This is a genomic window from Streptomyces luteosporeus, assembly GCF_039532865.1.
Classification (GTDB): Bacteria; Actinomycetota; Actinomycetes; order Streptomycetales; family Streptomycetaceae; genus Streptomyces; species Streptomyces luteosporeus.
The window spans coordinates 39412-59455 of the sequence record NZ_BAAASL010000009.1 but is presented as its reverse complement, the minus strand read 5'-3'; the positions used below and the strand labels follow the sequence as shown (position 1 = coordinate 59455).

At 71.2% G+C, this 20044-nt stretch carries 24 protein-coding genes and 2 pseudogenes; 8 read left to right on the top strand and 18 right to left on the bottom strand.

The features are described from left to right. Nucleotides 1–54 precede the first annotated feature (54 nt). The 7 genes from ABD361_RS13765 to ABD361_RS13735 all read right to left on the bottom strand — a co-directional run bounded on the left by ABD361_RS13765 (nucleotide 55) and on the right by ABD361_RS13735 (nucleotide 6648). The gene (locus ABD361_RS13765) at nucleotides 55–1086 is read right to left on the bottom strand and encodes a 2-aminoethylphosphonate ABC transporter substrate-binding protein (protein ID WP_344435671.1); all 1032 of its coding nucleotides are present in this window, start codon (nucleotides 1084–1086) and stop codon (nucleotides 55–57) included. Nucleotides 1087–1156: 70 nt separating this feature from the next. After that, nucleotides 1157–1948, bottom strand: coding sequence for an ABC transporter permease (locus tag ABD361_RS13760; protein ID WP_344435398.1), 792 nt, complete (start codon nucleotides 1946–1948; stop codon nucleotides 1157–1159). Further along, a complete protein-coding gene (locus ABD361_RS13755; RefSeq protein WP_344435397.1) occupies nucleotides 1935–2825 on the bottom strand; it encodes a 2-aminoethylphosphonate ABC transporter permease subunit in 891 nt (296 codons plus the stop codon). The genes ABD361_RS13760 and ABD361_RS13755 overlap by 14 nt, the downstream gene beginning before the upstream one ends. Then, the gene (locus tag ABD361_RS13750; RefSeq protein ID WP_344435396.1) at nucleotides 2818–3882 is read right to left on the bottom strand and encodes an ABC transporter ATP-binding protein; all 1065 of its coding nucleotides are present in this window, start codon (nucleotides 3880–3882) and stop codon (nucleotides 2818–2820) included. Before ABD361_RS13750 ends, ABD361_RS13755 begins: the two co-directional genes overlap by 8 nt. Further along, nucleotides 3879–4580 carry a phosphonatase-like hydrolase gene (locus ABD361_RS13745; RefSeq protein ID WP_344435395.1) on the bottom strand — a complete coding sequence of 234 codons (702 nt, stop codon included), beginning with the start codon at nucleotides 4578–4580 and terminating at the stop codon, nucleotides 3879–3881. Before ABD361_RS13745 ends, ABD361_RS13750 begins: the two co-directional genes overlap by 4 nt. A gap of 5 nt (nucleotides 4581–4585) precedes the next feature. Continuing rightward, a complete protein-coding gene (locus tag ABD361_RS13740) occupies nucleotides 4586–5716 on the bottom strand; it encodes a TIGR03364 family FAD-dependent oxidoreductase (protein WP_344435394.1) in 1131 nt (376 codons plus the stop codon). Between the two features lie 155 nt (nucleotides 5717–5871). After that, complete coding sequence (locus tag ABD361_RS13735; RefSeq protein ID WP_344435392.1) at nucleotides 5872–6648, bottom strand: GntR family transcriptional regulator; 777 nt, start codon at nucleotides 6646–6648, stop codon at nucleotides 5872–5874. Between the two features lie 119 nt (nucleotides 6649–6767). Here ABD361_RS13735 and ABD361_RS13730 point away from each other — a divergent pair, with 119 nt between their 5' ends. The 3 genes from ABD361_RS13730 to ABD361_RS13720 are packed head-to-tail and all read left to right on the top strand — an operon-like array spanning nucleotide 6768 to nucleotide 9558. After that, nucleotides 6768–6977: a ferredoxin gene (locus ABD361_RS13730; protein ID WP_344435391.1), complete on the top strand. Its 210-nt coding sequence runs from the start codon at nucleotides 6768–6770 to the stop codon at nucleotides 6975–6977. Next, entirely contained in the window at nucleotides 6967–8328 is a 1362-nt protein-coding gene (locus tag ABD361_RS13725) for an NAD(P)/FAD-dependent oxidoreductase (RefSeq protein WP_344435390.1), read from the top strand. Before ABD361_RS13730 ends, ABD361_RS13725 begins: the two co-directional genes overlap by 11 nt. 45 nt (nucleotides 8329–8373) lie before the next feature. Further along, on the top strand, nucleotides 8374–9558 hold the full coding sequence (locus ABD361_RS13720; protein ID WP_344435389.1) for a cytochrome P450: 1185 nt from the start codon (nucleotides 8374–8376) through the stop codon (nucleotides 9556–9558). Nucleotides 9559–9615: 57 nt separating this feature from the next. Here the strand turns inward: ABD361_RS13720 and ABD361_RS13715 are convergent, their stop codons facing one another. Continuing rightward, nucleotides 9616–9999, bottom strand: a complete 384-nt coding sequence (locus ABD361_RS13715) for a MerR family transcriptional regulator (protein ID WP_344435387.1) — start codon at nucleotides 9997–9999, stop codon at nucleotides 9616–9618. Between the two features lie 144 nt (nucleotides 10000–10143). On the opposite strand from ABD361_RS13715, the gene ABD361_RS13710 reads away from it, so the two are divergent. Then, a complete protein-coding gene (locus ABD361_RS13710) occupies nucleotides 10144–10809 on the top strand; it encodes a class II aldolase/adducin family protein (protein ID WP_344435386.1) in 666 nt (221 codons plus the stop codon). After that, nucleotides 10806–11210: a carboxymuconolactone decarboxylase family protein gene (locus ABD361_RS13705; protein WP_344435385.1), complete on the top strand. Its 405-nt coding sequence runs from the start codon at nucleotides 10806–10808 to the stop codon at nucleotides 11208–11210. Before ABD361_RS13710 ends, ABD361_RS13705 begins: the two co-directional genes overlap by 4 nt. A 126-nt stretch (nucleotides 11211–11336) precedes the next feature. Here the strand turns inward: ABD361_RS13705 and ABD361_RS13700 are convergent. Together ABD361_RS13700 and ABD361_RS30665 are read right to left on the bottom strand one after the other, a co-directional pair. Then, nucleotides 11337–11756: pseudogene (locus ABD361_RS13700) on the bottom strand (glycoside hydrolase family 65 protein); the annotation flags it as partial. A 61-nt stretch (nucleotides 11757–11817) separates the two neighbouring features. Then, nucleotides 11818–11883, bottom strand: a pseudogene (locus ABD361_RS30665) (hypothetical protein); the annotation flags it as partial. 322 nt (nucleotides 11884–12205) lie between these two features. On the opposite strand from ABD361_RS30665, the gene ABD361_RS13690 reads away from it, so the two are divergent. After that, on the top strand, nucleotides 12206–12634 hold the full coding sequence (locus tag ABD361_RS13690; RefSeq protein ID WP_344435383.1) for a SpoIIAA family protein: 429 nt from the start codon (nucleotides 12206–12208) through the stop codon (nucleotides 12632–12634). A gap of 69 nt (nucleotides 12635–12703) precedes the next feature. Here the strand turns inward: ABD361_RS13690 and ABD361_RS13685 are convergent, their stop codons facing one another. From ABD361_RS13685 to ABD361_RS13665, 5 genes are all read right to left on the bottom strand, one after another. Next, nucleotides 12704–13417, bottom strand: coding sequence for an NADPH-dependent F420 reductase (locus ABD361_RS13685; RefSeq protein WP_344435382.1), 714 nt, complete (start codon nucleotides 13415–13417; stop codon nucleotides 12704–12706). Nucleotides 13418–13478: 61 nt separating this feature from the next. After that, nucleotides 13479–13859, bottom strand: a complete 381-nt coding sequence (locus ABD361_RS13680; protein ID WP_344435381.1) for a VOC family protein — start codon at nucleotides 13857–13859, stop codon at nucleotides 13479–13481. A 9-nt stretch (nucleotides 13860–13868) separates the two neighbouring features. After that, nucleotides 13869–14285: a VOC family protein gene (locus tag ABD361_RS13675; RefSeq protein ID WP_344435379.1), complete on the bottom strand. Its 417-nt coding sequence runs from the start codon at nucleotides 14283–14285 to the stop codon at nucleotides 13869–13871. 32 nt (nucleotides 14286–14317) lie between these two features. Then, nucleotides 14318–14725, bottom strand: a complete 408-nt coding sequence (locus tag ABD361_RS13670) for a VOC family protein (protein WP_344435378.1) — start codon at nucleotides 14723–14725, stop codon at nucleotides 14318–14320. A gap of 27 nt (nucleotides 14726–14752) precedes the next feature. Beyond that, the gene (locus ABD361_RS13665) at nucleotides 14753–15115 is read right to left on the bottom strand and encodes a VOC family protein (protein WP_344435377.1); all 363 of its coding nucleotides are present in this window, start codon (nucleotides 15113–15115) and stop codon (nucleotides 14753–14755) included. Between the two features lie 464 nt (nucleotides 15116–15579). Between ABD361_RS13665 and ABD361_RS13660 the strand changes: the two genes are divergently transcribed. Then, nucleotides 15580–16185: a TetR/AcrR family transcriptional regulator gene (locus tag ABD361_RS13660; RefSeq protein ID WP_344435376.1), complete on the top strand. Its 606-nt coding sequence runs from the start codon at nucleotides 15580–15582 to the stop codon at nucleotides 16183–16185. Beyond that, nucleotides 16182–17351 carry a winged helix DNA-binding domain-containing protein gene (locus ABD361_RS13655; protein WP_344435374.1) on the top strand — a complete coding sequence of 390 codons (1170 nt, stop codon included), beginning with the start codon at nucleotides 16182–16184 and terminating at the stop codon, nucleotides 17349–17351. The genes ABD361_RS13660 and ABD361_RS13655 overlap by 4 nt, the downstream gene beginning before the upstream one ends. Nucleotides 17352–17802: 451 nt before the next feature. Here ABD361_RS13655 and ABD361_RS13650 read toward each other — a convergent pair whose 3' ends face one another. The 3 genes from ABD361_RS13650 to ABD361_RS13640 are packed head-to-tail and all read right to left on the bottom strand — an operon-like array spanning nucleotide 17803 to nucleotide 19950. Further along, nucleotides 17803–18099 carry a hypothetical protein gene (locus tag ABD361_RS13650; RefSeq protein ID WP_344435373.1) on the bottom strand — a complete coding sequence of 99 codons (297 nt, stop codon included), beginning with the start codon at nucleotides 18097–18099 and terminating at the stop codon, nucleotides 17803–17805. A 34-nt stretch (nucleotides 18100–18133) separates the two neighbouring features. Beyond that, nucleotides 18134–19096 (bottom strand): Gfo/Idh/MocA family protein, encoded by a 963-nt coding sequence (locus tag ABD361_RS13645; protein ID WP_344435372.1) that lies wholly within the window; start codon nucleotides 19094–19096, stop codon nucleotides 18134–18136. 29 nt (nucleotides 19097–19125) lie between these two features. Continuing rightward, the gene (locus ABD361_RS13640; RefSeq protein WP_344435371.1) at nucleotides 19126–19950 is read right to left on the bottom strand and encodes a VOC family protein; all 825 of its coding nucleotides are present in this window, start codon (nucleotides 19948–19950) and stop codon (nucleotides 19126–19128) included. Between the last annotated feature and the right edge of the window lie 94 nt (nucleotides 19951–20044).

The window sequence follows — 20044 nt, the reverse complement described above, 5'->3', positions numbered from 1 at the left end:
CATGGTCACGCGTGTCGCGGACGTCGGTCCCGGGCCTCGGCCGCCCCGGGCGGTTCAGCTGCCGGTGGCCTCCTTCCACGCCGCGACGTAGGAGGTGAGGTTCTTGTCGATGCCGGCCCAGTCGGGGCGGAAGACCTCCACGCCCTTCATGAGGCGGGCGAGGGAAGCGGCGTTGGGGTCGGTCGCCTTGACGTCCGTACGGGAGGCGAAGCCGCCACCGACGGCCGAGACGTCGCGCTGCACCTGCTCGGTGAGGAGATAGTCCAGGAACTTCTTGGCGTTGTCGGCGTGCGGGGCGTTCTTCACCAGCCCGGCCGCGTACGGGAGGGCGAAGGTGGTGGGCTTTCCGTTGTCGCCTGCGGGGAAGAAGATGCCCTGGTTCGGCATCGTCTTCATGTTGGCGAAGTTCATCTGGACGTCTCCGTTGGCGACGAGGAGTTCGCCCTTGTCGACCTTCGGGGCGAGCTGCCCGGTGGACTTGGAGGGGCCGACGTTGTTCTTCTGGAGGTCCTTGAGATAGGCCATGGCGGGTTCCTTGCCGCCGAGGTCGTGCATGGCCTTGATGAGGACGGCCGTGCCGTCGCCCGCGACTCCGGGGGTGGAGTACTGCAGCTTGCCCTTGAATCGGGCGTCCAGGAGGTCCTTCCATGTCTTCGGCGGTCTGTTCTCGAGCTCCTTGGAGTTGTAGACGAAGCAGAAGTAGTTGTTGGCCACTGCGGTCCACTTGCCGGAGGGATCCTTGTCGCCCTCCGCGACCTTGTCCGATCCCTCGGGCCGGTAGGCGGTCAGCAGGCCCTTGCCGTCGGCCTGCTGGACGAAGGGCGGCAGGGTGACGACGACGTCCGCCTTGGTGTTGGACTTCTCCCGGGCCAGGCGCTGCACGACTTCGCCGGAGCCGCCCTCGACGTAGTCGACCTTGATGCCGGTCTTCTTCTCGAAGTCCTTGAAGACCTTGTCGTAGAAGCCGGAGCCGTCCTCGGCCTTGAGGCCGTCGGCGCTGTAGACGGTGATTTCCTTCGCGTCGGCGCCGGCCGTCCCGCCGCACGCGGTGAGCGGGAGGACGAGCAGCGCGGCCAGCGGGAACATGGCACGGGGACGGGACACAGGGGGACTCCTTCGAAGTCGGCCGAACGGGCGCGAGGGGAGGTGGGGGGAATCAGCGGTGGGAGGCTCGTGTGCGGACGCGGGAGACCACGAGGAGCACGAGGAGCGTGGTGGCCATGAGGGCGACGGCGAGCGCGGCACCGGGGAAGAGCGCGCCGCGGTCGGTGGCGGCGAAGACCTTGACGGGCAGGGGCAGCCAGTCGGGCGGGTAGAGCATCATCGTGGCACTGAGCTCGCCCATCGACAGGGCGAAGCAGAGCCCTGCGGCGGCGGAGAGGGACGGCAGGAGCAGCGGCAGCTTCACCTGGAGCAGGACGCGCAGGGGGCTTGCGCCGAGGCTCGCGGCGGCCTGCTCGTAGGCGGGGTCGAGGCGGTCCAGGGCCGCCGATACGGACTGGTGGCCGAAGGCCGTCACCAGGATCGCATGGGCCAGGACGACGATGGCGGGCGTGCCGTTGAGCAGGAACGGGGGCTTGGAGAAGGCGACGAGCAGGGCGAGCCCGACGACCACGGACGGTACGGCGACCGGCAGCATGAACAGGAGGTCGATCACGCGGCGGGCGCACGAGCCCCTGGCCGCGAGGGCTGCCCAGGCGCCGGTGACCAGGGCGGTCACCGAGGCCGCGAGGGCGGTGAGGACGCTGGTGGTCAGGGCGTCGAGCGCCTCTCCATGAGCGATCGCCCGGTAGTGGTCGAGCGTCGCACCGGAGGGGAGCACGCCGCTCCACCGGGTGGCCAGGGAAGCGGCCACGACGACGAGGAACGGCAGGGCGAAGACGGGGAGGAACAGGGCGAGGAAGACGACCTGGACCGCCCGGCGGGCACGACGGCTATGGACGAGCACGGCGGGCTCCCTCCATGCGGGTGGTCAGCGTCCGGTAGAGCCCGTACAGCGACAGGGAGAGGGCGATGTTGACGACGGCCACCACGCAGGCGCCCGTCCAGTCGCCTTCGAGGATCGCCTTGCCGTAGACGAGCACGGGCAGGGTGGTCACACCCTTGGCGCCGGTGAACAGGACGATGCCGAATTCGTTGAGGCACATCACCAGGACGAGCGAACCGCCGGCCGCCAGTGCGGGCAGGGCCTCGGGCAGGATCACCTGCCGGACGATCCGCGGGGCGCGGGCGCCGAGCGAGGCCGCGGCATCGAGCTGGGCGGTGTCGAGCTGCGAGAAGGCGGCAAGCAGGGGCCGCATCACGAACGGCGTGAAGTACGTGATCTCCGCGAGCAGCACGCCCCAGGGCGTGTGCAGGAAGTCGAACGGGCCGGACGCGGCCCCGGTCACCCCGGTCCACACGCCGTTGGCCATGCCGGCGCTGCCGTAGACGAACAGCAGCGCGAGAGTGATGAGGAAGGAGGGGAAGGACAGGAAGACGTCGACGAACCGTCCGATCGCCTTGCCGCCGGGGAACGGCACGAACGCGATGACCAGGGCGAGAGCGAAGCCGAGCAGCAGGGCGCCGGCGGTCGCGCCGGCAGCGATCAGCACGGTGTTGCGCAGGGCGTCGCGGAACGCGGCCTGGGAGAACACCTCGGCGTAGGCGGAGAATCCGTGCCCGCCGCTCTCCGGTGACACCGACTGCCACAGGACGAGGGCGAGAGGGTGGAGGAAGACGATGCCGAGGGCGGCGACGGGCGGGAGCGCCAGGGCCCAGGCCGGAATGCGCCGGGAGGAAGCGGGGGCGGCCACTCGCGCGAGCGGCAGCCGGACGCTAGCCACGGGCGGCACCTCCGCCCTCGCCTGCCGGCAGCAGCACCGCGTCGTCCGCCGCGAAGTGCAGCGTGATCCCGGTGCCGAGCGGTGGCATCTCGCGCAGCTCCCGGACGTCGGCCGTGATGCGGTGCCCCGCGACGTCGACGGCCAGGCGGTGCGTGACACCACGCCACTGCACCTCCGCGACCGTTCCGCGCAGGGCGTTCGGCCCCTCCCCCAGCCCGAGCAGGTGCGGGCGGAGGCACAAGGTTGCCGGGGCACCCGCCACGGCGTCGCCGGTCGGCACGTCCAGCGCCGTGTCGCCGAGCCGTACGCCGCGAGCGGTGACCGTCACCGGCAGGAGATTGGCGTTGCCGACGAAGGAGGCCGTGAACCCGGTGCGGGGCCGCCGGTAGAGGTCCTGCGGAGTGCCGCAGTCCTGCAGGCGGGCGCGGTCCATGACGGCGATCCGGTCGGCGAGGGTGAGCGCCTCGACCTGGTCGTGGGTGACGTAGAGCATGCTGACGTCCGGCAGGTCGCGGTGCAGCCGGGCGAGCTCGGCGAGCATGCCGGAGCGCAGCGGTGCGTCGAGGGCCGAGAGCGGCTCGTCGAAGAGCAGCACGCCGGGGCGGATGGCCAGCGCCCGGGCGATGGCGACCCGCTGTTGCTGTCCGCCGGAGAGTTCGCGCGGGTAGCGCTTGGCGTAGCCGGCCATGCCGGTCGCCTCCAGCGCCTCGGTGACACGCACGGCGGTCTCCTCCCGCGGCGTCCTGCGCGCCCTGAGTCCGAAGGCGACGTTGGCGTCGACCCTCATGTGGGGGAAGAGCGCGTACTGCTGGACCACCATGCCGATGCCTCGCCGGTGGGGCGGCAGGTCGGTGACGTCGCGGTCCCCGATGAAGATCCGTCCGGCGACCGGCTGCACGAAACCGGCGACCGCGCGCAGGGCGGTGGTCTTGCCGGAGCCGGACGGCCCGAGCAGTGCCATGACCTCGCCGGGCTCGACGGTGAGGTCGAGCGCGTCGAGGACGACGTTCCTGCCGTAGGCGACCGTGACGCCGTCGAATCGGATGTCTGTGCTCAACGGCCGTCCTCCGCCTCTGCGAGCAGGTCGGGGAGCTCGGCCACGGAACCGAGGACGTGGGTCGCTCCGCAGGCGCGGAGCGCGGCCTCGTCGTGGGCCCCGGTCAGGACACCGGCGACCACGGCCGCCCCGGCCCTGGTGCCGGAGAGCATGTCGTAGGAGGTGTCGCCCGCGACCGCGATCCGCCGTACGTCGTCCGCGGCGCGGGTGCGCAGCAGGGCGGTGAGCACCATGTCGGGGTACGGGCGGCCGCGTCCGCCGGCGTCGGCCGGGCAGAGGGTGAGGTCGGCGAGGTCCCTCCAGCCGAGGGCGGCCAGGACGGCGTCCTGGGTGACGCGGGCGAAGCCGGTGGTGAGGACGACGGTGCGGCCTTCGGCGCGGAGCCGTTCGATCGCTTCGCGGGCGCCCGGCACGGGCTCGCAGTGGCCTTCGGCGACCAGCTGTCCGTAGGCGGACTCGAAGGCCGCGTTGGCGCGCCGGGCCTGCTCCTCGTCGCCGGGGAAGAGGTGGCGGAAGACGGAGATCTTCGATTCGCCCATGGTGGCGCGGACGTAGGTGAGTTGTTCGTGGTGGCGGGCGGTGCCCGGCTCGACGCCGAGGGCCCGTGCGGCGGTGCCGAAGGCCCGCTCGACCAGGCCGTCGTCGGCGACGGTGGTACCGGCCATGTCCAGGACGACCAGGCTCGTACGCTGCTTCATCTTCCTCACCAGCCCAGTTCGTTCGCGGTGGTTTCGGCGATCGCCGGGGAGCACGTCATGCCGCGCCCGCCGGGGCCGGTCACGAGCCGGACGTCGTCGCGTACGCGCTCGCGGTGCACGACGCGAGTGGTGTCCACGCACTGTGCGTAGACCCCGGCCCAGCGCCGGCGGACCGGCGGCAGCGGCCGGCCCAGGAGCTGTTCGGCGACGGAGGTGAGGTGCTCGTACGGGGCTTCGTCGACGTCGAAGCCGAAGGGCTCGGCGTACTCGTGGGTGTCGCCGATGGTCAGCCCGCCGTCCGCGCGCTGCACCATGAGCAGCTGCATCTTGTGCTCGGCGGCGGTCGGAGGCTGGGGCTGCGCGGCGGCCAGCGCGTCGAGGGCGGCGCCGTCGTAGGCCGGGTAGTAGCGGAAGCTGTCGGCATCGGCGACGGAGGTGGTGAGCGGCTCGCCCAGGGGGGCGGTCTGCATCATCTGCAGCCGTACGCGGCGGACGGGCAACCGCGGGGCGAGCTCGCGGACGAGGCCGCCCAGCCAGGCGCCGGTGCACAGCACGACCGCGTCGCCGCCGTGCACCTCGCCGCGGTCGTCGCGGACGGCGGACCCGCTTGCGGTGTCCACGATGTCCCGGACCTCGCGACCGCCGAGGAACGTGTAACGACCGGAGCGGAGCAGGGCCTCCTTCAGAGCGCGCTGGGCCGTGCGGGGTTCCACGGCGGCGTCGCGGTCGCAGGCCAGGGCGCCGAGGATGTCGCCGCGCAGGGCCGGGTTGACGGTCCGCACCTCGCCGGGGGTGAGGAGGCGCAGGCCGCGGGCCGCGGCATCGGGCCGGGCCAGGGCCTCGCGGGCGACCGCGAGTTCGGCCTCGGTGGTGACGGCCGTCAGCGAACCGTTGGCGCGGAAACCGAGGCCCGGGACGGCGGCGCCCATCTCCTCCCACAGCTCGCGGGCCCGCAGGGCGGTGGCCAGCTCCTCCCCTGCGGCACGGCCGCTGACCCAGACCAGGCCGAAGTTGCGGACGGAGGCCCCCCGGGCCTCCGCCTCGCGCTCGATGTGCACGACCTCGTGACCGCGCTGAAGTGCTTGCCAGGCATGCATGGTTCCCAGCACGCCGGCTCCGACGACTATGACTCGCATGACTCGAACGGTCGTCGGGGCGGGTGGCGCGTGGGCAACCGTTCGGAGAACCGACGGGAAACCGGGCGTCAAACTTGGACTAGACCCGTTATCTTTCTGAGACAATACTGAAGGTGATCATGGATGGGCCTGCCCTGCCCCTCGGCTCCCGCCGCTCAGCTCCCGCCGCGCAAATGAGCGGTGAAGGAGAACCGGTCTCCTCGGTAGAGCGAGCGCACCCGCTCCAACGGCCGCCCGTCCGTGTCCCGCGACACCCGGTGGATCAGCAGCATGGGCAGCGCCGGCGGCGTGCCGATCAGCAGCGCCTCGCGTGGCGTGGCCAGGACGGTCTCGAGCCGCTCGTCCGCGTCCCCGAACCCGATGCCGAGACGCTCGCGCAGATAGCCGTAGAAGGAGGAGTCCGGCTCGAAGTCCGCATCCAGCCTCGGTGCGCGCTCCACTGCCACGTACGTGCTCTCCAGCCCGACCCGTTCGTCGTCGGCGAGCAGCACGCGCTCCAGGTGCCAGACAGGGGCCAGCGGCTCCACCCCGAGGTCGGGTGCGAGGGCCGCCGGGCAGGAGAGGCGGTCCAGGCCGACGAGGGCACGCCCCGGGCGGCGGCCCTGGCGGCGCACGCCCTCGGTGTAGCTGGCGAGCGAGAGGGGCTGCTCCAGCTTCGGCCCCGCGACGACCGTGCCGCGCCCCATCCGGCGCAACCGCCCCTCGAGCAGCAGCTCGCGCAGGGCCTGCCGCACGGTCTCCCGGGAGACCTCGAAGCGCGCGGCCAGCTCCCGCTCGGTGGGCAGCAGTCCCCCCTCCCCCAGCTCGTCGAGCAGGCCGGCCACCCGGGTCTTGACCACGTAGTACTTGGGAATCCGACCGTGTTCGGGGATGCCGGCCCGGACCGGGGCGCCGGGCGGCCGGCCGGGCTCGTCGTGCGTATGCGTGTTCACGCCGCGATCTTCGCATCCCCGGATGGCCGGGGTGCGGCGGCCGGCGTGGTCGTGCGGGCGGCCGCATTTCCCCCCATGCTGGAAAGGAGGGGGGCGAGGCGACGGAGGAAGTGGTGAGGATGCGGACCGTTGTCGACCTCACGCGCTGCCAGGGCTACGCGCAGTGCGTGTTCCTCGCGCCGGAGGTGTTCCAACTGCACGGGGAGGAGGGGCTGCTGTACGCCCCGGCCGTCCCCGACGACCAGGTCGAGCGCGTGCGTCAGGCCGCTGCGGCGTGCCCGGTCCAGGCGATCCTCCTCGGCGAGGAGGTGAACGCCGGTGGCCGGTGACCTCAAGGACGGCCGCTTCGTCATCGTCGGCGCGTCGCTGGCCGGGCTGAGGGCCGCGGAGGCCTTGCGCGACGAGGGCTTCACCGGCTCACTGACCGTGATCGGGGACGAGCCCCATCCGCCCTACGACCGGCCACCGCTGTCCAAACAGGTGCTCCTCGGCCATGTGGCAGCGGACACCACCGGGCTGCCGATGCGGCGGGATCCGGACGCCGACTGGCGGCTGGGCGTACGCGCCACGGGCCTGGACCCGCTCGGGAAACGGGTGGTGCTGGACACCGGCGAATCGCTGCCGTTCGACAGGCTGCTGATCGCCACCGGGACCCGCGCGCGGCCCTGGCCCCACCCGGAGGAGGCCGCCCTGGACGGGGTGTTCACCCTGCGCACCCGTGACGACGCCGGAGGGCTGGCGCAGCGGCTGGCCGCCGGGCCGCGGCGGGTGCTGGTGATCGGTGGCGGCTTCACCGGTTCGGAGATCGCCTCGGCCTGCCGGGAACGGGGGCTGGAGGTCACGGTCGCCGAGCGCGGCCCCGCGCCCTTGGTGGGTGCGCTCGGCGGCACCCTGTCGAAGCTCGCGGCCGTCATGCAGCGCAACCACGGGGTGGACCTGCGCTGCGGGGTGACGGTCACCGGCCTGCGCGGGGACGGCAACGGCCGCTTCAGCGGTGCGGACCTGTCCGACGGCAGCCGCGTCGACGCGGACGTGTGCGTCGTGGCGTTGGGAGCGGTCCGCAACGTGGAGTGGCTGGCGGATTCCGGCCTGGCGGCGGGCCCGCGCGGCATCGCCTGCGACGCCGGCTGCCGGGCCTTCACCATGTACGGGATCGTCACCGACGACGTCTTCGTGGCCGGCGACGTCTCCCGCTTTCCCCATCCGCTGTTCGGGTATCAGATGCTCTCCCTGGAGCACTGGGGCAACGCGGTGGCGCAGGCCGAGGTGGCGGCCCACAACATGGTCAGTCCGGGACCCCTGCGGCGTCCGCACCTCGCCGTGCCCGAATTCTGGTCGACCCAGTTCGGGCTCAACATCAAGTCGGTGGGTGTGCCGGCCTTCTCCGACCATGTGGTGATCGCCCAGGGCTCCTTGGAGGCACGCCGCTTGGCGATGGTCTACGGCTACCAGGGGCGGGTCACCGCCGCGGTCACCGTCGACATGGCCAAGTCGCTCGACTACTACCGGCACCTGATCGAGACCGCCGCTCCGTTCCCGCCCCCACCCGGCGCGGCGGACCGCGCGATCGCCGCCGACATCACGATTCCCTCCGACGTGCCGGACCCGAAGGGGCTCACCCACGGCCCCACCGTGGCGCTCACCGGATACCTGCCGGACCGCCGGCTGACCGTGGTGTAGGGCCCGCCCACCGACCCGCGTCCCGCCCGACGACGAGGAGCCACCATGGCCTCCGACACCTTGCTGGCACGGATCACCGACTACGCCAGCCGTCCCGACCCCTACCCGCTGTACGCGGAACTCCGCGAGGCCGGTCCCGTCGTGCGGCAGGCGGACGGCACTCATCTGGTCGGCACCTACCACGAGATCGCCGCTCTGCTCGGCGACCCGCGCATGAGTGCCGATCCGCGCAGCCGCGGCGAGACGGCACCGCATCTGCCGTTCCTGCGGCTCGACGACCCCGAGCACCACAGGCTGCGCACCCTGGCCATGCGGCCGTTCGGCCCGCCGCACAGCCCGGGCCGGGTCGATGCCATGCGCGACGAGATCGCCCGGATCACCAAGGAGCTGGCGGGCACCGTCGAGGCGGGCCGGCAGATCGACATCGTCGACGATTTCGCCTACCCCCTGCCCGTCACGGTGATCTGCCGGCTCCTCGGCGTACCGCGCGAGGACGAGGCGCTGCTTCGGGAATGGTCCGACGCCCTGGTCACATCCGCCGATGTGCGGCCGGGCGAGGACGCCACCGAGCGGAGCCGGGCGGGCGACCGGGCACGGACCGAGATGGGCCGGTACCTGCTGGACCTCGCCGAACGGCGCCGTGATCACCCCACCGAGGACATGCTCTCCGCCTTCGTCAACGAGCCGGATCCCGCCCTGCGTCTCACCCGGGAGGAACTCGCGCAGACCGCGATCCTGTTGTTCATCGCGGGGCACGAGACCACGGTCAACCTGATCACCAACGGCGTGCTCACCCTGCTGCGCCACCCCGAGCAGCTGGACCGCCTGCGTCGCGAGCCCGACCTGCTGCCCCGAGCGGTGGAGGAACTGCTGCGCTACGAACCCCCGGTCCACATGCGCGAGCGCATCCCCCTGGCCGACATCGACGTCGCCGGTACCGCGATTCCCCAAGGCGCGTCCGTCGTGCTGGTGCTGGCGTCGGGCAACCGCGATCCCATGCGGTTCCCCGAGCCCGACAGGTTCGACCCCACGCGCCCGGACAACCGCCATCTCGGCTTCGGCAACGGCATCCACCTGTGCTACGGCGCGCCCCTCGCCCGCATCGAGGCCCAGGCCGCACTCGCCGCGCTGATCCCCCACCTCGGCACGGCCCGCCTGGTCCAGGACCCGCCCCCCTACCGGCAGAACGCCATGCTCCGCGGCCCCCGCCACCTGCCTGTCCTGCTATGAGGCCGGCCTGCGCCGTGCAGGACCGACGAAGCCCTCACGTGGCTGCGGTTTTTGCCGTCAGCTGGACTGGCTCCACGTCGCCATCTGTTCCCGGAAGGTCGGGCAGGCAACGATGTCCGTCTTGCTGCACTGGAGGGCATGGGTCAGGAGCTGGTGGGCGTGTTCGAGATCGACCATGCGCTGCTCGATCTCGGCGACCTTGGCGCGGATCATCGCCTTCCTGCGCGGCTGGTCCTGCTGGAACTCTCTGACCTCGGCCAGGCTCAGCCCGGCTTGCTGGAACTTGCGCAACAGCACGATCCGCTCTGCGGCCTGCGGCGGATAGCGCCGCTGCCCACTCTGACGTTCGGGCGCAGGCAGCAGACCGTGGCGCTCCCAGAACCGGATGGCCGACGCGGGAACGTTGGTGATCTCGGCAAGCCGGCCGATCGTCATACGCATGCTCCGGCCCTCCTCTTCCTGTCGTCGTCTCGTCGTGCCGACCTGACGTTTGACTTGAACCTTAGTTCAAGTCGCAGAGTGGCTGGCACGTGCAGCGGCGGCGAACCAGCCGCCGCCACCGACGGAGAATTGGGAGATGAAGAAATGACAGATGCACCTGAAGTGAAGAGTCGGGCCCACCAGCTCGTCGAGGCTGCCCGGCAGCTCTTCGTGGCGGGGGTGATGTCGCACTCCGGACACGCCAACCTGAGCGTCAGGCTCGACACCGACCGCTTCCTGCTGACCCCGGGGTTCGTCCGCGACCTGCAGCCCCACCAGCTGGCGACCGTCAGTCTCGACGGGCAGGTCCTGGAAGGAGAACTGCGCTCCGTCAGCGTCGAGATCATCGCCATGCACAGCGTCGTCTACCGCGCTCGTCCGCACGTGGGCGCGATCATCCACACCCACTCACCCGCCGCGACGGCATTCGCGGTGGCCCACCGGCCGCTGCCGTGCCGCACCGAACCGATGCTGCGCTTCGGACAGCCCGAGGACGTACCGGTGGTGCCCTGGGGGCCGCGCGGGTCGGACGTGTCGGTCCGGGGCATTGCCGACGTCCTGGAACGACGCCCGACGACGGCCGCAGTCCTCCTGGCCAACCACGGGCTGCTGGTGTTCGGCCCGGACGCGGCGGCTGCCGGCCACCTCCTGGTGGCGATCGAGGAAAGCGCCGAGGCCGAGATCGCCGCTGCGGCGATCGGCGGGGCCGTGGACTTCCCCGAGGGCGCCCTGGAGAGTGTCCGAGCCTCGATCGCACGGGTCTCGTCATGACCGACCACACCTTCACCGAGCGCTCCGAAGCCCTGCGGGATCGCTACCGCACGACGCTCGGAGCCGTCCCCGGCGCGGTCGAGGACCGTCTGCGGGTGGCCCAGGCCTTCGGCCGGCTCCCCACGGAGGAGGCGTTCACGGCCCTGCGCCACATCGTGCTGGGCGACAGCCCACTCGGCGGCCGAGTGCAACAGTTGGTCCACTTCGGACAGTTGCTGGCTCTCGGCCGGGCAGAACCGGCCCGGATCCACGCCCGGGGAGCACTCCACGCGGGCGCCGGCATCGCCGACCTCATCGGCGTCGCCGAGACCGCGCTCATCACCTCGGGCACGCCGGCCTACGCGCTCGGCATCGAGGTCGTCGTCGAACTCCTGCAGGACGACGCCGGCAAGGCCGGCTGACCACCGAACACGGGTAACGCACGACGAGCGCCGGGCGCCCGGGGTCGGGCCGCGCGGCCGGGGCCCCGGGGGGCGCGGGACAGGCGACCGGCGGTGCGGGGCCGCCCGGGGCGGGGTGGCGGCGCTCCCCTCCGCCCAGTCCGGCCGCAGTGTGAGGTCCAGGTCCTCCCACAGCGGCGGTTCGCCAAGGTCGAGGCAGCCGCGTTCGACGAGCTCCTGCCGGCGGCGTGCCGGCAGCCCGCGCACCAGGTCGAGGGCGCGGGCCAGGACCCAGGCGGCCGTGACGTTGGTGTACGCGTTGTCGTCGATGCCGGGCCGGGCGGCGCCGGGGTAGGCGTCGTGGTACTCGTCCGGCCCGACCACCCCGCGGATGCGGTACCGGCCGCTCGTGGAGTCGAGGACGGCGCTGCGACCGTCGCTGCCGCTCTGCCACGGATACATCGCCCCCGACCGCTCCTCCTGCCGAGCCGCCCGCACGGCCTGCGCCAGGCGCCGGTGGCGGTAGTCCAGCAACGCCTTCGGCACCTCGGGGAAATGGAGGTTGAGGATCGACGATTCCATACAGAGTGCGACTGTCGGCGACAATGACGCAGCCCACCGCCTCCTGCTTCATGCGCAGCACGGCCTCCGCCGCGGTGGCCTGCCGGCCCACCGTGACCGGGGGCGTGGCCATCACCGCCGAAACCTTCATCATCCGGCCCCTCGGTCGTGCGCCACCACGGTGAGCGGTGTCCGGCCCACGACGGTCACCTCGGTCGCCGCCCTCTCACGTCACCGGGCCCGTCGCGGGAGACTCGCCACCTCCAGCGTGGACCACCCGGGCGGCACGGCCACCCGGGTCCTCAAGCCGCGCAAGCCGCTTCCCCGGTCGCCAGGACCGCAGCCGACGTGCCGCAAACGCGCGCATGCCGCACCGGGGAAGGGTGCGGGCCGGTCGTTTCCGCGTGCCGGCCCCCGCCCGAGCGGTACGTCGACCGTGCGAAGAGGGGAACGGCATGCTGGAGAGAGCCCGGGACGCACCCGCCGGCATCGACGTGGGGACAGCGATCGGGACCGTATCGAAGGACGACTACCAGCAGGTGGTCGAACCACTCCTCGACGACGCGCGGAGAAACGGCCGCCGCCTGCGGATCCTGTGCGAGATCGGCCCGCAGTTCACGTCCTTCACGCCCGTGGCCGCCTGGGAGGACCTCAAGGCCGGCATGGGCGCCATCAGGCTCTTCGAGGGCTGCGTGGTCGTGACGGACGTGGGGTGGATCCGCGAGTCCACCCGGTTGACCAGCGCCCATCCCCGTGAGCTGGCGCGCGCTCCCGTTGACCGTCCTCAACTTGGCACTCGGTGGGCTCCCGGTGTCGGTTCCGGTCCCGTCGCTTCCGTCTCTTCCCGTACTGCCTCCCATGGAGAACCCGGACAGGTGTGGTGATCGCCGCAGTGCCGGGAGCGCCTGCCAGGACGGCGCGCTCCCGGCACCAGTGGTGTTGCCGTTGCCGGTTCAGCGGCGGACGATCTTGACGCCGAAGGGGGTGCCCATGCCGAGGGCCATGCCGATGGCGGCGTGCATGTGGGCGTACATTTCCATGCCGCGGGCCGCGACGAGGCCGCCGAGGTCGAGGATGTCGGTCCAGCCGTAGGACTGGAGCAGTTCGGTGACGGTCTTCTTCGCCTGGTCGTCGTCGCCGGCGACGAAGATGGTGTGGTCGCCGCCGCCGATGGCCTGGGGGTCGACGACGGTGTCCTGTTCCTGGGTGACGAAGGACTTGACGACCTTCACCTCGGGCAGGGCGCGCTGGATCTGTTCGGCGAGGCTGTCGTCGTCGCACGGGACGAGCTTGGGCATGACGCCGAAGGGCGTGGGCCAGGGGTGCTCGACCTGGGGGTTGTAGAGGTAGGGGACGGCGTAGTCGATGAGGGTCTTGCCGGCGAGGTGGTCGGCGATGGCGGTCAGGGCGGTCAGGGCGCTGGCGCCGTCGATGCCGTTGATGACGAGGTCGGCGGCCTGGGCGGCGTCGGCGAAGGTGCGCAGCTGGATGCCGGGGTGGTCGGCGAGGAACTGGCTGTAGGGCGGGTTGCCCATCATGTCGGGCTCGGTGCGGGCGAGGGTGGTCTCCACGTCGCGGGTGCCGACGTAGACCTCGTGGCCGAGCTGGAGAAGCTTGGCGGCGTGGGCGCGGCCGCCGCCTCCGGTGCCGAGAACTGCGATCTTCATGGTGGTGCTCCTTGCTGTGCGTGGGGGGGGCGGGTTTCCGGGTGTTCCGGTGGTTCTGGGGTCAGTGCTGGGTCTTCTGGGTGACGCCGATGATGTAGCCGTTGGGGTCACGGAAGTAGAGGGCTTGGTGGCCGCCGGCATCGACGGGGCCCTTGACTACATCGACATGGCCGGCGTGCTGCTCTACCCAGGTGTCGAAGTCGTCGACGGCGAGGTAGTGCATGCCGCAGCAGCCGGTGGGGGTGTCCTTCAGGGGCGGCAGCCACATGCCGAGCAGGCCGGCCTGCTGGAGCATGAAGGCGAACTCGCCGCCGTAGGTCAGGACGCGGATGTAGGCGCCTGCGGGGGCGGGCAGGGCGGCGAAGCCGAGGTTCTCGTAGTAGGTGAGGGTGGCGTCGAGGTCGCCCACTCCGAGGCAGGCGGAGACGGCGGGGGTGCGCATGGCGGGCTCTCAGGTGCTTTCGGTCTGCCGGCGGAAGGCGCCCCAGTCGTCGGGGCCGAAGATGCCGAGGATGTAGCCGTCGGGGTCACGGAAGAAGAACTCCCGTCCGGTGCGGTCATGGTTGACGACGGTGTCCTGGACGACGTCGACCAGGGGGCGGATGCGCTCGACGGTGGTGTCGAAGTCGGCGACGGTGAAGTAGTGGATGCCCGAACAGCCGAGGCCGCTCTGCATGGCGGGGAGCAGTTCCCGCAGGCTTTCCTGGCCCTGGATCATCAGGGCGGGCTTGCCGTCGTGGGTGATGATCAGCAAGGGGTGCCCGGGGTCGAGGGGGCCGGTGTCCAGGACCCCGAAGCCGAGCTTCTTGTAGAAGTCCGCGGTGGCCAGGGGGTCGCTCACGGCGAGGCAGGGGGCGATGTTCATCATGACGGGCTTGCCTCCGAAAGGGCGGTGGGTGATCAGGCGTACTTGCCCATGTCGCTGGCCTGCAGGCGGGCCTTTTCGTTGATGCCGACGACGTAGCCGTCCAGGTCGCGGAAGTAGAACATCCGCTGGCCCATGTGGTTGGTGATGACGGGCTTGACGATCTCGGCATGCTGCGCGATCCGCGCGAAGGCGGCCTCGAGGCCGTCGACGCCGAGGTAGAACATGCCCGCGAAGCCGATGTGGGTGTCGGCCAGGACCGGGAGCCAGTTCTTCAGATCGGCGTTGAGGTAGATCATCGCGACGAAGTCGCCCTCGTAGGTGAGGATGTGGATGTCGTCGCCGGGGCGGGAGGTGCTGGAGTCCGCGTCGAAGCCGAGCCGCCGGTAGAAGGCAAGGCTGGCGGCGGTGTCACGGACGCTGATGCAGGGGGCGAAAGCCATGGTCGTCTCCGGGGCGGGCTGGGCGGGTCAGGCGGTCCGGGGCGTGGCGCTGAGGCAGAAGGGCTGACCGGAGGGGTCCAGCAGGACGGTCCAGTGCCCTCCGCCGGGTTGGTGGGCCGGCTTGGTGGCACCCAGTTCGGTCAGCCGCCGCTCGGCGGCTTCGACGTCGTCGAAGGCCAGGTCGAGGTGGAAGGGCAGCTCGTCGGCGGGCCAGTTCGGGGCCCGGAAATTGCGGGCGGTGTAGAAGACGTAGGTCGCCTGGCCGTCGCTAATGAGGGTGGCCAGGCTGTTGCCGTCGTCGTCCTTGTGCTCGGCAGTGACCTCCCAGCCGAGAGCGGCGGCGTAGAAGTCCGCGAGCGCCCTGCCGTCGGGGGCCCAGAACGCGGACATACGCACGGTACCTGTGGGGGTGGCCATACCTGTCGGGCTCCTCGTGGTCGTGAAGGGGGGACCGCAGGCCGCGCGAGGGGGGCCCGTCGGCACGTCACCTGCTCCATGTTCATCGCCTTCCGCGGGCGGCGCACCGCCCGGGCCACGCAATGGGCGGGCCCTGGTCTCGCACGGTGATGTCCCGCTTCTTCAGGCTGCAGGTGGCTCTCAGCGGCCCCGTACTTCAATTAGTACATACGTCTCGCATTCTTGTCGAGGCGTACTCGCAAGTAGGGCAAACCGCCCCCTTGAGGGGGCTGCTGGACCTGCGCCTATGGCAGTCCGTAGTTGAAGAAACACGAGCTACCAGCCCCCTTCTGGCCTGGCTAGAGGCTGCGGGAGCCGCTCTGGAGTGAATCTGATACCTTCGTACAGAAGTCAAGCACTCGGGGAGTGCGTGAGACCCCTTCGGGAGGGACGCGGTCATGGCTGGGCAGGGCGCCACGAGGCGGCGGTACGACCCCAAGCGGCGGATCGAGGAGATCACCGCCGCCACCGAGCAGGTCATCGCCGAGCGCGGCATCGAGGGGCTGACCCACCGCGCGGTTGCGGAGAAGGCCGGCGTCCCGCTCGGCGCGACGACCTACCACTTCGCGGCCAAGGACGACCTCATCACCGCGGCCCTCCAGCGGGCCGTGGACCGCTACGCCGCCTACCTCGCCGACTGGGTCGCCCAGCGCCCCGAGCTCACCCCCGAACAGCTCACCGTGTTGCTCACCGACGCCCTCATGGGCTGCTTCGGCCCCCAGCGCGACCAGCAGGTCATGGAATTCGAGCTCTACCTCGCCGCCCTGCGCCGCCCCGCCCTGCGCCCGATCGCCGACCGGTTCATCGAACTGAGCGTGAACGCCCTCCTGCCCTACGTCGACGAACTCACCGCCCGCACCGCGGCCGTGGCCACCAACGGCCTGACCCTGCGGGGCCTGGCCGGTACCACACCGCCCACCCGCGCCGAGGTGGAGGGCATCCTGCGCCGCATCCTCACCCCCAACCCGAACCTGCCCGCCCCCGCCGGGCCGGATCCCGCATGAGCACCGCCCTGCCGCGCATCACCGACGCACAGCGCCGCGCCCGCCTGGCCCGCCGCCACCTGCCCGGCCCCGGCCGGCGGGCCGCCTCAGTGCGGGAGGTGGCCGAGTCGGTGCTGGCCCTGCACGCCACCGACCCGGCCACCATCTACCTCTCGGCCGCCGCGCGCATGGACAACCCACAGCATGAGGCGATCGAGCGCGAACTGTACGACCGGGATGCGCTGCTGCGGATGACGGCGATGCGCTGCACCCTCTTCGTCATCCCCACCACCCTCGCGCCGGCGATGCTCGCCGCGTGCGGCCGCCCCAACGCCGCCGCCCGTACCAAGGGCCTGCTGCGGCAGCTGGAGCAGAACGGCTACGGCGACGCCGCCTGGCTGGAGAAGACGGGCCGCGCCACGCTGGAGGCCGTACGGGAACGGAGCGAGGCCACGACGGCCGAGCTCGCCACCGCTGTCCCCGGCCTGGACCGGCAGCTGGTCGTCTCCCCGGGCAAGCCGTACGAGTCGCGCCGCAGCATCGCCACCGACCTGCTCTTCGCCCTGGCCGCCGACGGCCACCTCACCCGCGGCACCCGCCGCGGCGGCTGGACCAGCAACCAGCACGCCTGGGCCCTCGCCCCCGCCCTGGACGACGTCCCCGCCCCACAGGCCCGCGCGGAGCTGGTCCGCCACTGGCTATCGGCCTTCGGCCCCGGCACCCTGCCCGACCTGAAGTGGTGGACCGGCTGGACCCTCACCGAAACCCGCAAGGCCCTCGCCGCCACCGACGCCGTGGAAGTCCGCCTGGATGACGGCCCCGGCTACGCCCTGCCCCAGGACATCGAGCCGGTTGACACGCCCGAGCCGAGCGCCGCGCTGCTGCCGGCCCTGGACCCCACCCCGATGGGCTGGCGCGACCGCGGCTTCTACCTCGACCCTGCCCACAGCCCAGCCCTGTTCGACCGCATGGGCAACATCGGCCCCACCGTGTGGTGGGACGGCCGGATCGTCGGCGGCTGGGCACAACGCCCCGACGGCACGATCGTGCACCGTCTCTTCACCGACCTCGGCAGGGAAGAGTGCACCGCGGTCGAGACAGAAGTGAACCGCCTGAACACCTTCCTCGGCGACAGGCGGTTCGTGCCTGCTTACCGCACCCCGCTGGACCGCGATCTGACGGCTTGATCCCGCCGGTCGTTGCCTCCCGCAGATGAGCGTTGTCGGTGACAGAGGGGGGTTACAACGGGGGCGTTTCCGTGCTCGTGTAGCGGCTGACTCTCACGCAGCCGGCACTGCCGGCTTCGCCTCTGCCAGGAGGGTTGAGAAAGCCACCTGTGGCGCCCCTTCCCCCAGCCCCCCACCGGTGTTCGCGGGGCACCCTGGGATCGTTTGAGTGGGACGTCCGCCGGCCCCTCCGGCCCCTCCGTTGAAACCTTCGCCTGGGCTTCCCGGTGCTCCGCTGGTGCCGGTGTACGCGTGGTCTGCAGCACACCGGAGAGCCGGGAGCAGCAGGTACGCGCCACGGCCCCCACCGCCTCCAAAGGACCCGGGCTTGCCTGAAGTGCCAGCCGGGTAGGTGGTGGCCAGGGGCGCGCCTTGAGGACTCACAGCAACAATCGAACGGTTTGTGGCGATGTCAAATTGAGCCGTGGCGATCGAGACTTCGAGCGTGTAGGCGGTTGCTGGGAGAAGGCGAATCAGACAGGTCATAGTAGGACGCCGGCAATAGCTGACGTGAGGGCCGAGCGCCTGAAGGTCCGTTGGCCCGCCCCGCGCCCGGGATCTTGTCCATGCCGGGGACCTGGGAGAGCAGCATGGTGCGTTCGGTGAGTTCCTCGACGCCGAAGATGTCGGTGTAGAAGGCTATGGCCTCCAGGCTGTCGTGCACATACAGCAGCGGCACGAAGCGCTGGAAGGTTTCCTTGGTGGCCATGGCAGGGCTCCTTTTCTGGCAGCGGTCGGTCGTCTTAGATGTTTGGCTGATTCCGTGCGGCGAGCTGCTCGCGGACGTCCAACGTGAGCTGGAGGCCGTCGAGGATGCTGTCGGGTGTGATGCGGGAGGTTTCCTTTCCGGCCAGGCAGGCCAGGACGTGGTCGATGACGGCCGCGTAGGGGGCGCGTACGGGCAGGTCGATGGTGCGCCGTCCGGTATCGGTGTACTCGACCAGGTGGGTGCGGCCCTGGCCGTCGGCGCCCGCGGTGAACTCTGTCTCCAACACGCCCTCGGCAAAGACCAGGCGCGAGCCGCCGCCCATGCCGTAGGAGGCGGGCATGAACGCGGAGGCGCTGCAGCGGACCAGGACGTCGCCGGGGTAGTTCAGCAGGATGTGGGCGGCTGAGCCGCGCTGTTCGCCCTGGATGCCGTGTGCGGTGACGGAGGCGGGGCGTCCGAGTGCGGTGGTGATGGTGTCGAGGTCGGTGTGGAGGGCGTCCACGGCCAGGGAGTTAAGGAGCAGGTCGTAGCCGGGCCAGAGCAGTGCGGTGCGGGTGTCGATCTCCCAGGTGCGCAGCGGCCCGTACGTGCCGTCGGTGATGGCCTTGCGCGTGTATTCGTTGACGGGGCTGAAGCGGGCGAACATGTCCACGAACAGCTGCCGCCCGCTGGCCCGCTGGGCGTCGATGATGCGGTGGGCGTCGGCCATGGAGGCGGCCAGGGGCAGCTCGCACAGGACGTCCTTGCCGGCCTGCATGGCCCGTACCGCGTGCTCGGCGTGGAGCTCGGTGGGCAGGCAGATGTCGACCAGGGTGACGTCCGGGTCGGCGTAGATGGCATCCAGGTCGGTGGTCGTGGCGAAGCCGTACTCGCCTGCGACGGCCTGGAGTTTGGCCGGGGTGCGGCCGAAGACGATGACCTCGTCGATGTCGGGGCGGGTGGCGTAGACGGCGGCGTGGGCCCGGCCGAAGCCGGTGCCGAGCAGGGCGATCTTCATGACGGGTACCTCCGGATCGATGGCGGCGTTCAGGCGCCGGCGGGCTGGATGGGCTGGGTGGGCATGGAGAACAGGCCGAAGCGGTTGCCCTTGGGGTCGAGCAGGCGGGAGTAGACCAGGCCGTCGGGGTTGGTGCCGGGGCCGTCCTCGACCTGTGCGCCCGCTGCTTGCGCCTCGGCGGTGGTGGCGGGGACGTCGGTGACCAGGAACGAGGGCATGGCGTAGTCGGCCCCGGCCCCGGCGTTCAGGCCACCGGAGGGCCACTGGGGGCCGGTGAAGATGTTGGAGTAGGGCTTGCCGCCGGCCGTCTCGTCGAAGACGAACGTCCAGCCGAAGGCGTCCTGGTAGAAACTCTTGGTGGCCTCGGGGTCGGTGGTGCCGATCTCGAACCAGGCGAACATCCCCGGCCGGGGCGCGGCGGCGATCTGTTCCATCTGCTGCTCGGAGTCCTCCATGCGCTCTTGCAGCCTGGGCGCGGAAGTCCGGGAGAACAGGGAGATGTTGTTGCCGCGTACGTCGCGCAGGCGGGTGAAGACGGTGACATCACCGACCTGTGTGGGCGGGACGACGACTGTGGCGCCGAGCGCGGTCAGCCGGGCTGTGTCGGCGGCTACGTCGGTGGACAGGACCGACAGGCTGACCGCCTTGCCGACGGGGTCGCCTTCGGCGATCGCGCCCATCGGCCACGGTGCGCCGGGGGCGAGGATGCGGGTGTAGGTGCGGCCGTCGATGGAGGAGTCGGGGTCGGTCTCGAAGGTCCAGCCCAGCAGGGGGCCGTAGAAGTCCTTGACCGCCTCGGGGTCGGTGGTGCTGATCTCGAACCAGACGACGTTTCCGGGGGACATGAAGCTCATGACGAAGACCTTTCGAATCGTCGCGCCGATGCCCTCGGGGCGGGCGCGCGGGCGGGGAAGGTGGGGCGGGCCGGCGCAGTGGCCAGCCGCGCCG

Bases quoted from the DNA above. Each gene is read 5' to 3' on its own strand.
- ABD361_RS13730 (WP_344435391.1), top strand. From the start codon at position 6,768: ATGCGGACCGTTGTCGACCTCACGCGCTGCCAGGGCTACGCGCAGTGC.
- ABD361_RS13675 (WP_344435379.1), bottom strand. From the start codon at position 14,285: ATGATGAACATCGCCCCCTGCCTCGCCGTGAGCGACCCCCTGGCCACC.
- ABD361_RS13705 (WP_344435385.1), top strand. From the start codon at position 10,806: ATGACCGACCACACCTTCACCGAGCGCTCCGAAGCCCTGCGGGATCGC.
- ABD361_RS13765 (WP_344435671.1), bottom strand. From the start codon at position 1,086: ATGTTCCCGCTGGCCGCGCTGCTCGTCCTCCCGCTCACCGCGTGCGGC.
- ABD361_RS13650 (WP_344435373.1), bottom strand. From the start codon at position 18,099: ATGGCCACCAAGGAAACCTTCCAGCGCTTCGTGCCGCTGCTGTATGTG.
- ABD361_RS13690 (WP_344435383.1), top strand. From the start codon at position 12,206: ATGCTGGAGAGAGCCCGGGACGCACCCGCCGGCATCGACGTGGGGACA.
- ABD361_RS13670 (WP_344435378.1), bottom strand. From the start codon at position 14,725: ATGGCTTTCGCCCCCTGCATCAGCGTCCGTGACACCGCCGCCAGCCTT.
- ABD361_RS13720 (WP_344435389.1), top strand. From the start codon at position 8,374: ATGGCCTCCGACACCTTGCTGGCACGGATCACCGACTACGCCAGCCGT.
- ABD361_RS13645 (WP_344435372.1), bottom strand. From the start codon at position 19,096: ATGAAGATCGCCCTGCTCGGCACCGGCTTCGGCCGGGCCCACGCCGCC.
- ABD361_RS13665 (WP_344435377.1), bottom strand. From the start codon at position 15,115: ATGTCCGCGTTCTGGGCCCCCGACGGCAGGGCGCTCGCGGACTTCTAC.
- ABD361_RS13740 (WP_344435394.1), bottom strand. From the start codon at position 5,716: ATGCGAGTCATAGTCGTCGGAGCCGGCGTGCTGGGAACCATGCATGCC.
- ABD361_RS13745 (WP_344435395.1), bottom strand. From the start codon at position 4,580: ATGAAGCAGCGTACGAGCCTGGTCGTCCTGGACATGGCCGGTACCACC.
- ABD361_RS13685 (WP_344435382.1), bottom strand. From the start codon at position 13,417: ATGAAGATCGCAGTTCTCGGCACCGGAGGCGGCGGCCGCGCCCACGCC.
- ABD361_RS13680 (WP_344435381.1), bottom strand. From the start codon at position 13,859: ATGCGCACCCCCGCCGTCTCCGCCTGCCTCGGAGTGGGCGACCTCGAC.
- ABD361_RS13655 (WP_344435374.1), top strand. From the start codon at position 16,182: ATGAGCACCGCCCTGCCGCGCATCACCGACGCACAGCGCCGCGCCCGC.
- ABD361_RS13660 (WP_344435376.1), top strand. From the start codon at position 15,580: ATGGCTGGGCAGGGCGCCACGAGGCGGCGGTACGACCCCAAGCGGCGG.
- ABD361_RS13640 (WP_344435371.1), bottom strand. From the start codon at position 19,950: ATGAGCTTCATGTCCCCCGGAAACGTCGTCTGGTTCGAGATCAGCACC.
- ABD361_RS13710 (WP_344435386.1), top strand. From the start codon at position 10,144: ATGACAGATGCACCTGAAGTGAAGAGTCGGGCCCACCAGCTCGTCGAG.
- ABD361_RS13715 (WP_344435387.1), bottom strand. From the start codon at position 9,999: ATGCGTATGACGATCGGCCGGCTTGCCGAGATCACCAACGTTCCCGCG.